This window comes from Lapillicoccus sp., assembly GCF_025353065.1.
GTDB lineage: Bacteria > Actinomycetota > Actinomycetes > Actinomycetales > Dermatophilaceae > Lapillicoccus.
Genome location: NZ_JANXRJ010000161.1, coordinates 1 through 8,947, shown reverse-complemented (window position 1 = coordinate 8,947; position 8,947 = coordinate 1). Strand labels below are relative to the sequence as shown.

5 protein-coding genes are annotated in these 8,947 nt (G+C 69.6%); 4 read left to right on the top strand and 1 reads right to left on the bottom strand.

The genetic code is table 11. The features are described 5' to 3' along the window. Nucleotides 1–45 precede the first annotated feature (45 nt). Nucleotides 46–2,511, bottom strand: a complete 2,466-nt coding sequence (locus tag Q0R63_RS13140; protein WP_295697954.1) for a glycogen/starch/alpha-glucan phosphorylase — start codon at nucleotides 2,509–2,511, stop codon at nucleotides 46–48. Nucleotides 2,512–2,850: 339 nt separating this feature from the next. On the opposite strand from Q0R63_RS13140, the gene Q0R63_RS13135 reads away from it, so the two are divergent. The 4 genes from Q0R63_RS13135 to Q0R63_RS13120 are packed head-to-tail and all read left to right on the top strand — an operon-like array spanning nucleotide 2,851 to nucleotide 8,898. Further along, nucleotides 2,851–4,851 (top strand): alpha-1,4-glucan--maltose-1-phosphate maltosyltransferase, encoded by a 2,001-nt coding sequence (locus Q0R63_RS13135; RefSeq protein ID WP_295697951.1) that lies wholly within the window; start codon nucleotides 2,851–2,853, stop codon nucleotides 4,849–4,851. A 3-nt stretch (nucleotides 4,852–4,854) separates the two neighbouring features. Then, nucleotides 4,855–6,576 carry a maltose alpha-D-glucosyltransferase gene (gene treS, locus Q0R63_RS13130; protein ID WP_295697948.1) on the top strand — a complete coding sequence of 574 codons (1,722 nt, stop codon included), beginning with the start codon at nucleotides 4,855–4,857 and terminating at the stop codon, nucleotides 6,574–6,576. Continuing rightward, nucleotides 6,569–8,359 carry an aminoglycoside phosphotransferase gene (locus Q0R63_RS13125; protein ID WP_295697943.1) on the top strand — a complete coding sequence of 597 codons (1,791 nt, stop codon included), beginning with the start codon at nucleotides 6,569–6,571 and terminating at the stop codon, nucleotides 8,357–8,359. The genes treS and Q0R63_RS13125 overlap by 8 nt, the downstream gene beginning before the upstream one ends. Next, on the top strand, nucleotides 8,356–8,898 hold the full coding sequence (locus Q0R63_RS13120; RefSeq protein ID WP_295697941.1) for a hypothetical protein: 543 nt from the start codon (nucleotides 8,356–8,358) through the stop codon (nucleotides 8,896–8,898). Before Q0R63_RS13125 ends, Q0R63_RS13120 begins: the two co-directional genes overlap by 4 nt. Nucleotides 8,899–8,947 lie beyond the last annotated feature (49 nt).

Sequence of the window (8,947 nt, the reverse complement as noted above, 5' to 3'; positions counted from 1 at the left end):
GTGCGTCAACCCCCTTGACGCGGCGTCAACCCCGTCGAGCCGGGGTCAGCTGCCGCTCACCGGCTGGGTGTGCCAGATCCGCCGGGTGTACTCGCGCATCGCCCGGTCCGAGGAGAAGAACCCGGAGCGCGCCACGTTGAGGATCGTCGAGCGGGACCACGCCTCGGCATCGAGGTAGGCGACGTCGACACGCTCCTGCGCCTCGAGGTATGCCGCGTAGTCGGCGAGCGCGAGGAACCGGTCCTCGTGGAGGAGGTTGGACACCACCGGCTCGAAGACCGACCGGTCGCCGCCGGAGAAGGCACCGGAGGCGATGAGGTCGATGGCCGCGTGCAGCCGGGGGTCCTTCTCGTAGAACGACTCCGGCCGGTAGCCGGACGCGATCAGCGCCTCGACCTCGGGCTCGACCATCCCGAAGAGGAAGAAGTTGTCGTCGCCCACGAGGCGGCGGATCTCGATGTTGGCGCCGTCATCGGTGCCGATGGTCAGCGCGCCGTTGAGGGCCAGCTTCATGTTGCCGGTGCCGGACGCCTCCTTGCCGGCGAGCGAGATCTGCTCGGAGAGATCGGCGGCGGGGATGAGCTTCTCCGCCAGGGTCACGTTGTAGTTGGGGGGGAAGACGACGGTGAGGCGGCCCTCGATGCGCGGGTCGGCGTTGACCGTGCGGCCCACCGCGTTGATCAGCCCGATGATCTGCTTCGCCATCTGGTAGCCGGGAGCGGCCTTCGCACCGAAGACGAAGACCCGTGGCGTGACGTCCTCGATCGCGAGCTGCCCGCTGACGACCTGCTCGTAGAGCGTGACGATGTGCAGCACCTTGAGCGTCTGGCGCTTGTACTCGTGCAACCGCTTGACCATCACGTCGACCAGCGCGTCGGTCGGCATCACGATGCCGTCGCGGGACTTGAGCGTCTTGGCCAGGCTCAGCTTGTTGTGCCGCTTCACCTGGCGGAATCGCTCGCGGAAGGCCGCGTCGTCGGCGAGGGGCTCCAGCTCCTTCAGCCGGTCGAGGTCGGTGATCCACCCCGGGCCGATGGCCTCGGTGATGAGGGTGGACAGGCTGCGGTTGGCGAGCCGGACGAACCGCCTCGGGGTGACGCCGTTGGTGACGTTGATGAACTTGTCGGGAAAGAACTCGGAGAAGTCAGGGAGGACTTTGTCGCGCAGCAGCTGCGAGTGCAGCTCGGCGACGCCGTTGACCTTCGCACCGGCGACGGTCGCGAGATAGGCCATCCGCACGGTGTGGTCACCGACGATGGACATCCGGTGGAGGCGCACGTCGTCCCCGGGGAACTGTGCCGCCACCTGCTCGAGGAAGTGGTCGTTGATCTTGCGGATGATCTCGAGGTGCCGGGGCAGGAGTCGCCCGAGCAGGTCGACGCTCCACTCCTCGAGGGCCTCGGGCAGCAGCGTGTGGCAGGTGTAGGCGAAGCACTTCTGCGTGATCTCCCACGCCTCGTCCCACTCGAAACCCTTCTCGTCCACCAGGATCCGCATCAGCTCGGGCACGGCGATGACGGGGTGCGTGTCGTTGAGCTGGAAGATCACCCGGTCGGGCAGCAGGCGGAGGTCGAAGTCGCGCGGGAGCACCTGGTTGATGAAGTTGTGGACGGAGCAGGCCACGAAGAAGTACTGCTGCTGCAGCCGCAGCTCCTTGCCCTGGGGCGTCGAGTCCTCCGGGTAGAGCACCATCGAGATCGTCTCGGCGAAGGTCTGGCCGCGCACGGCTTCGACGTAGTCGCCGGCGTTGAAGACGTCGAGGTTGAAGCCGCGTGTCGCCTTGGCGCTCCAGAGGCGGAGGGTGTTGACCCGACCGTTGCGATATCCGGGCACCATGTAGTTGTAGGGGACGCCCTTGACGTCCCAGTCGGACAGCCACCGGGTGCGGGTGACGCCGTCCTCGTCCTCGAACGTCTCGGTCGTCCCACCGAAGCGCACGGTGACCGCGTCCTCGGGGTGCGGGAACTCCCACGGGTTGCCCAGCTCCAGCCAGGGGTCGCTCTCCTCGCGCTGCCAGCCGTCCTCGAAGGACTGCCGGAAGATGCCGTACTCGTAGCGGATGCCGTAGCCGATGCAGGGCACCGACATGGTGGCGAGGGAGTCGACGAAGCACGCTGCGAGCCGGCCGAGACCGCCGTTCCCGAGGCCCGGCTCGATCTCCTGGGCCCGCAACGTCGACAGGGAGATACCGAGCTGGCCCAGCCCCTCCTCGACGATATCGTCCATGTCGGTGGCGAGGATCGCGTTGTCGAGCTGGCGGCCGAGGAGGTACTCCGCCGAGAGGTAGCAGACGGTCTTGGCCTGGAGGTCACGCTGCATCGCCAGCGCCGCCATCCAGCGCGACTGCAGGCGGTGGCGCACGGCGCGGGCCAGCGCGAGGTACTGGTCGTTGAGCGAGCTGCGGTTGAGGCTGACGCCCTGGCCGTAGTTCAGCTCGCGCATGAACTCGCCCACGAAGCCTTCCACGCTCTGGCGCGGTGCAGTGAGGTCGGCCACCGGTCGCTGGGGCACGCCGGCGCCTGTCGGGCCGGCCACGTCGATATCGGTCACGCGATCTCTCCTCGTTCCTCGGTGGGTACGTCGGGGCGGTGCGTCGGGGCGGTGGCGCGGCGCTGCGCTTCATCGGAGTCCTCGCAGAATCTAGCCTGCTGCCGCCGATGAGTCAGCACCGTGACCGAGATCCGGCCGCCCGACCCCGCGGCGTCGCGCAATTGCCCGGCCCGCCGGTAGAAGGTGGGCCACGACTCGACTAGCGTCGGGCACGTGACCACGCCCCCTGCCGTGTCCACCCGCTCCGACGAACCCCGCACCTCGGCTCCCCCCGACCCGGCCTCGTCCCTTCCGGCGGGCGTGGCCCCGGTCGGTCGGATCCCTGTGCAGGACGTCCGGCCCCTCGTCGACGGAGGCGCCACCCCCGCCAAGTCCGTCGAGCACGAGGAGTTCGTCGTGGCGGCGCGGGTCTTCCGCGAGGGACACGACGCGGTCAACGCCACGGCCGTCCTCACCGACCCCGACGGCGGCGACCACCACTTCCCCATGACGGTCGACAACGAGGGCCTCAGCTGGTGGAGCGCGACGGTCGTCGCGGACCGCCCGGGGTGGTGGAGCTACCGCGTCGAGGGCTGGTCCGACCCGTATGCCACGTGGCTCCACGACGCGACCATCAAGGTCGAGGCCGACATCGACAGCGAGCTGATGCTCGAGGAGGGCGTGCTGGTGCTCCGGCGGGCTCTCGCGAGCCCCGCCCTGGCCGCCCTGCCGGACGCCGACACCCTCGCGGTCCGTGACGCGGTGACGGCGTTGCAGGACGCGACCCGCCCGGCCCCGGCCCGGCTCCACGCCGCGACGTCGCCCGCGGTGCAGGCCGTCTTCGCCGCGCACCCGTTCCGCGAGATGGTGAGCCCCAGCGCGGCATACCGGCTGCTGGTGGAGCGTGAGCTCGCCCTGTTCGGCGCCTGGTACGAGATGTTTCCGCGGTCCGAGGGTGCTTGGTACGACACGGAGTCCGAGCGTTGGCACTCCGGCACGCTCCGCACGGCGGCGGAGCGGCTGCAGGCAGTTGCGGCATTGGGCTTCGACGTCGTCTACCTCACGCCCATCCACCCCATCGGCCTGACGGCCCGCAAGGGTCCCAACAACACCCTCTCCTCCACCGAGCGCGACCCAGGGAGCCCCTACGCCATCGGCTCGCCCGACGGCGGGCACGACGCCATCCACCCCGACCTCGGCACCTTCGCCGACTTCGACATCTTCGTGCGGGCCGCACGCCGCAACGGGCTCGAGGTGGCTCTCGACATCGCGCTGCAGTGCTCCCCCGACCACCCCTACGTGCAGAGCCACCCGGAGTGGTTCACGACGCGCGCCGACGGCACCATCGCGTATGCCGAGAACCCGCCGAAGAAGTACCAGGACATCTACCCGCTGAACTTCGACAACGACCCCGCCGGGGCCTATGCGGAGATGCGCCGGATGATCCAGGTCTGGATCGACCACGGCGTGACCCTCTTCCGCGTCGACAACCCGCACACCAAGCCGGTGGAGTTCTGGCAGTGGATCATCGCCGACGTCGCGAAGGACCACCCCGAGGTGATCTGGCTGTCGGAGGCCTTCACCCGGCCGGCGATGATGCACGCCCTGGCGAAGGCCGGCTTCCAGCAGTCCTACACCTACTTCGCCTGGCGCAACCTCAAGTGGGAGCTCGAGGAGTACGCGACCGAGCTGGCGGAGGAGAGTGCCGCCTTCCTTCGGCCGTCGTTCTGGCCGACGACCCACGACATCCTCACGCCCTACCTGCAGTACGGCGGACCGACGGCGTGGATGCTGCGGGCGGCGCTCGCGGCCACCCTGTCGCCGACCTACGGCATCTATGCCGGCTACGAGCTGATGGAGAACGTCGCCCGACCGGGTGTCGAGGAGCAGATCGACAACGAGAAGTACCAGTACAAGAACCGGCATTGGGAGGACTACGAGCAGGGGGGCCCGAGGGAGGGTCAGTCCCTCGCCGGCTACCTCACCCGGCTCAACGCCATCCGCAAGGCCCACCCGTCGCTGCGTTGGCTGCGCAACCTGTCGCTGCACCACGCCGACGACGAGTTCGTGATGGTCTTTTCCAAGACCCGTGTGGTGGAGGGCCGCCGCGACACGATCCTCGTCGTCGTCAACCTCGACCCCCACGCGACGCGAGAGACGATGGTGCGCCTCGACATGCCGGCCCTCGGGCTGGAGTGGGGTGAGAGGTTCCGTGCCCGTGAGCTCATCACCGACCAGACGTGGCTGTGGCAGGACGACAACTACGTCCGCCTCGGCCCGGAGACCCACCCGGTCCACATCATCGACGTCAGGAGGATCTGAGTCGTGCAGGGTCTCAACCTCAACCAGCCCGGGCTGCGGCACGACCCCTGGTGGTACAAGACCGCGGTGTTCTACGAGGTCCTGGTGCGTGCCTTCGCCGACTCCAAGGGGTCCGGCTCGGGCGACTTCTCGGGACTCATCGGCCGGCTGGACTACCTGCAGTGGCTCGGGATCGACTGCCTGTGGCTGCCGCCGTTCTACGCCTCGCCGCTGCGTGACGGCGGCTACGACATCGCCGACTACCAGGCGGTGCTGCCGGAGTTCGGGACGCTGCCGGAGTTCATCGAGCTCGTCTCGCAGGCGCACGCGCGCGGCATCCGCATCGTGACCGACCTCGTGATGAACCACACCTCCGACCAGCACCCGTGGTTCCAGGCCAGCCGCGCCGAGCCGGCAGGGCTGTTCGGCGACTACCACGTGTGGTCCGACAGCGACGAGGGCTATAGCGACGCGCGCGTCATCTTCGTCGACACCGAGGTGTCCAACTGGTCCTTCGACCCGATCCGCCGGCAGTTCTTCTGGCACCGTTTCTTCTCCCACCAGCCGGACCTCAACTTCGACAACCCCAGGGTGCAGGAGGAGATGTTCGACATCGTCCGCTTCTGGATGGACCTCGGCATCGACGGCTTCCGGCTCGACGCCGTCCCCTACCTCTTCGAGGAAGAGGGCACCAACTGCGAGAACCTCCCCCAGACGCACGCCTTCCTCGCCGCGCTGCACCGGATGGTCGATGCCGAGTATCCCGGCCAGGTCCTGCTCGCCGAGGCGGACCAGCCGCCGGCCGAGGTCGTCGACTACTTCGGCACCCCCGAGGCGCCCGAGTGCCAGATGTGCTTCCACTTCCCCGTGATGCCGCGGCTCTACTACTCCCTGCGGGAGGAGAAGGCGGCCCCGATCATCGACGTCCTCGCCGAGACCCCGGACATCCCCGACGGCTCGCAGTGGGGGACCTTCCTGCGTAACCACGACGAGCTGACCCTCGAGATGGTCGCGCCCGCGGAGCGGTCGGCGATGTACGGCTGGTATGCCCCCGACCCCCGGATGCGCGCCAACGTCGGCATCCGTCGGCGGCTTGCACCCCTGCTCGACGGCTCCCGTCCTGAGATCGAGCTCATCCACGCGCTGCTGCTGTCGCTGCCCGGGTCGCCCTACCTCTACTACGGCGACGAGATCGGGATGGGCGACAACATCTGGCTCGAGGACCGTGATGCCGTGCGCACACCGATGCAGTGGACCCCCGACCGCAACGCGGGGTTCAGCTCGGTCGACCCCGGCAAGCTCTACCTCCCGGTGATCTCGAGCCTCGTCTACCACTACAACGCGGTCAACGTCGAGGCGCAGATGGCCACCTCGTCCTCGCTCCTGCACTGGGTGCGCGGGATGCTCCAGGTCCGCAGCCGCCACCAGGTCTTCGGGCTCGGCGAGTTCCGGGTCTGCCCCAGCGACAACGAGGCGATCCTCTCCTTCGTCCGCAGCACCGGCGGCGCGCCGTCGTCCAGCGCGAGCGAGGACGTCCCCGAGGCCGTGCTGTGCGTCAACAACCTCGCCTCGAGACCGCAGGCGACGACCGTCCACCTCCCCGAGGAGTATGCCGGCGCCCGCCTCGTCGACCTCTTCGGCGGCCAGGGCTTCCCCAAGGTCGGTGACGACGGCACCGTCCTGATCACCCTGGGGTCGCGGGACTTCTTCTGGTTCCAGCTCCGAGGGGAGGCCGCTCGTGGCTGAGATCCATGCGACGACGATGACGCCCGGCAAGCTCGAGCTGCTGAGCGGGTGGCTGCCCCGGCAGCGCTGGTGCACGGCAAAGGGCCGAGCACCCCACCTGCGCAAGCTCGGTGGCTATCGGCTCGACGACCCCGCGGGCGAGGTCGGCATCGAGATCATGATCGTCTCGGACGAGTCCGGACCGACGCCGATCGTCTACCAGGTGCCGCTCACCTACCGGGGTGCACCGCTGGCCGGCGCGGAGCAGGCCCTCATCGGCAGGAGCGACCACGGCGTCCTCGGTCAGCGCTGGGTCTACGACGCCTGCCACGACCCGGTCTTCGTCGGCCGGCTGGTCGCTCTCATTGAGGGGCAGGCCGTGGCCCAGCACCAGTCGGTCAGCCACACCACCGACGAGACCGTCGTCGGGACCCACGTGTCCGGTCCCGCGATCACCCTCACCTCGTCGTCGGTGCTGCGCGGCGAGCAGTCCAACACCTCGATCATCTGCCAGGTCGCGGACGCCGCCGGGGCGCCCGCCGAGCCCGTCATCATCAAGGTCTTCCGCACCCTCCAGTCCGGCGACAACCCTGACGTCGTCGTCCAGTCGGCGCTCACCGAGGCCGGGTCGACCCAGGTCCCGCAGACCATCGGCTTCGTCACGGGCACCTGGCTCGCACCGGACCACCCCGTGAAGCACGCGAGGCACGACGCCGAGATCGCGACCGTGATCAAACGCGCGGTGGACCACCGCACCCGCGTCGTCACCGACAACCAGCGTGAGCGGGCCGCCGCCGCCGAGCGTCACGCCGTCGAGGTGAGCCGCGTCGCGAAGCTGCGGGCGCAGGAGATCGAACGTCGCCGGGAGGAGGCCCGCCCGACCCTCCACGACGCCATCCTCGGCGACATCGAGGACCTCGAGCGAGCCATCGACATCGACCGGCGCGGGCTCCCCGACCCCCGACTGGTCCCGCCCCCCGTCGTCGTCGAGCAGGACCTTCCCCGCATCCCGGGACCGGAGGAGTTCCCGACCTTCGTGCCCGAGGTCGTCGGCGGGCACCTCGCGTTCGCCCAGCGGTTCTTCCCGGGCGTCGAGGACGCCTGGCGGGTCGCCCTGCGCGCCGCCGGGGCCGGCACCGACTTCAGCACCGAGGCGCGCGAGCTCGGCGAGGCGACCGCGCGGATCCACGTCAGCCTGGCCAGTGCGCTGGGCACGACGGCCGGCACCGACGACGTGCGCGCGCCGCTGCTCGCCTCGATCCGCGGCCGCTACGCCTCCGCGCTCAGCGAGGTGCCGTCCCTCGTGAGTCACGACGTCGCCATCCGGGCCGTGATCGACCGGCTCGCGCAGATGCCGTGGCCCGACCTCCAGCGGATCCACGGGGACTACCACCTCGGGCAGGTGCTCCACATCGCCGACCGCGGCTGGGTCGCCGTCGACTTCGAGGGCGAGCCCCTGCGGCCCCTCTCCGAGCGGGTGCGCCCCGACCTCGCGCTGCGCGACGTCGCCGGGATGCTGCGCTCCTTCGACTATGCCGGCGGGTCGGTCGAGATGTCCCGTCCCGGCACGTCGGCCCGGGGATGGGTGGAAGCCTGTCGCACCGCGTTCCTCGCCGGGTATGCCGCGGTGACCGGCCTCGACCTCGTCGGCTCCGCCCCCGTCGTGCGCGCCCTCGAGCTCGACAAGGCCCTCTACGAGGTCGTCTACGAGGCGCGCAACCGGCCGACCTGGCTGGGCATCCCCTCCACGGCGATCGACCGGATCGTCCGCCAGAGCACCACCGAGAGCAAGGGGTCGTCATGACCATCATCCCGACCATGCCGCTCGTCCAGGACGAGAGCGCGATCGACGCCTTCCTCGAGGCCCGCCACTCGCAGCCGCACGACCTGCTCGGCCACCACCTCGGCCCGGGGGGCCTCACCGTCACGGCATACCGGCCGCTGGCCCGGTCGGTGCGGGCCCGGCTCCAGGACGGGACGCTCCTCGACCTGCCGCACGTCCGCGGCGGGATCTGGTCCGGCACCGCCGCCGACGTCACCGCGACGTCCGACTACCGGCTCCTCGTCGCCTACGACGACGGCGTCGAGCACGAGCAGGACGACCCCTACCGCTTCGCTCCGACCCTCGGCGAGATCGACCGGCACCTCATCAACGAGGGTCGCCACGAGCAGCTCTGGACCGTCCTCGGGTCGCACGTCCGCAGCTACGGCGGCCCCCTCGGCACCGTGAGCGGGGTCTCGTTCGCGGTGTGGGCGCCGCGCGCGAGCGCCGTCCACGTGATCGGCGACTTCAACGAGTGGAGCGGGATCACCCACCCCATGCGGCTGCTCGGCAAGCTATAAAGTAAGGATTCCTTAACCCCTAAATCTCTGGCTGTTTGTGCGATGGACT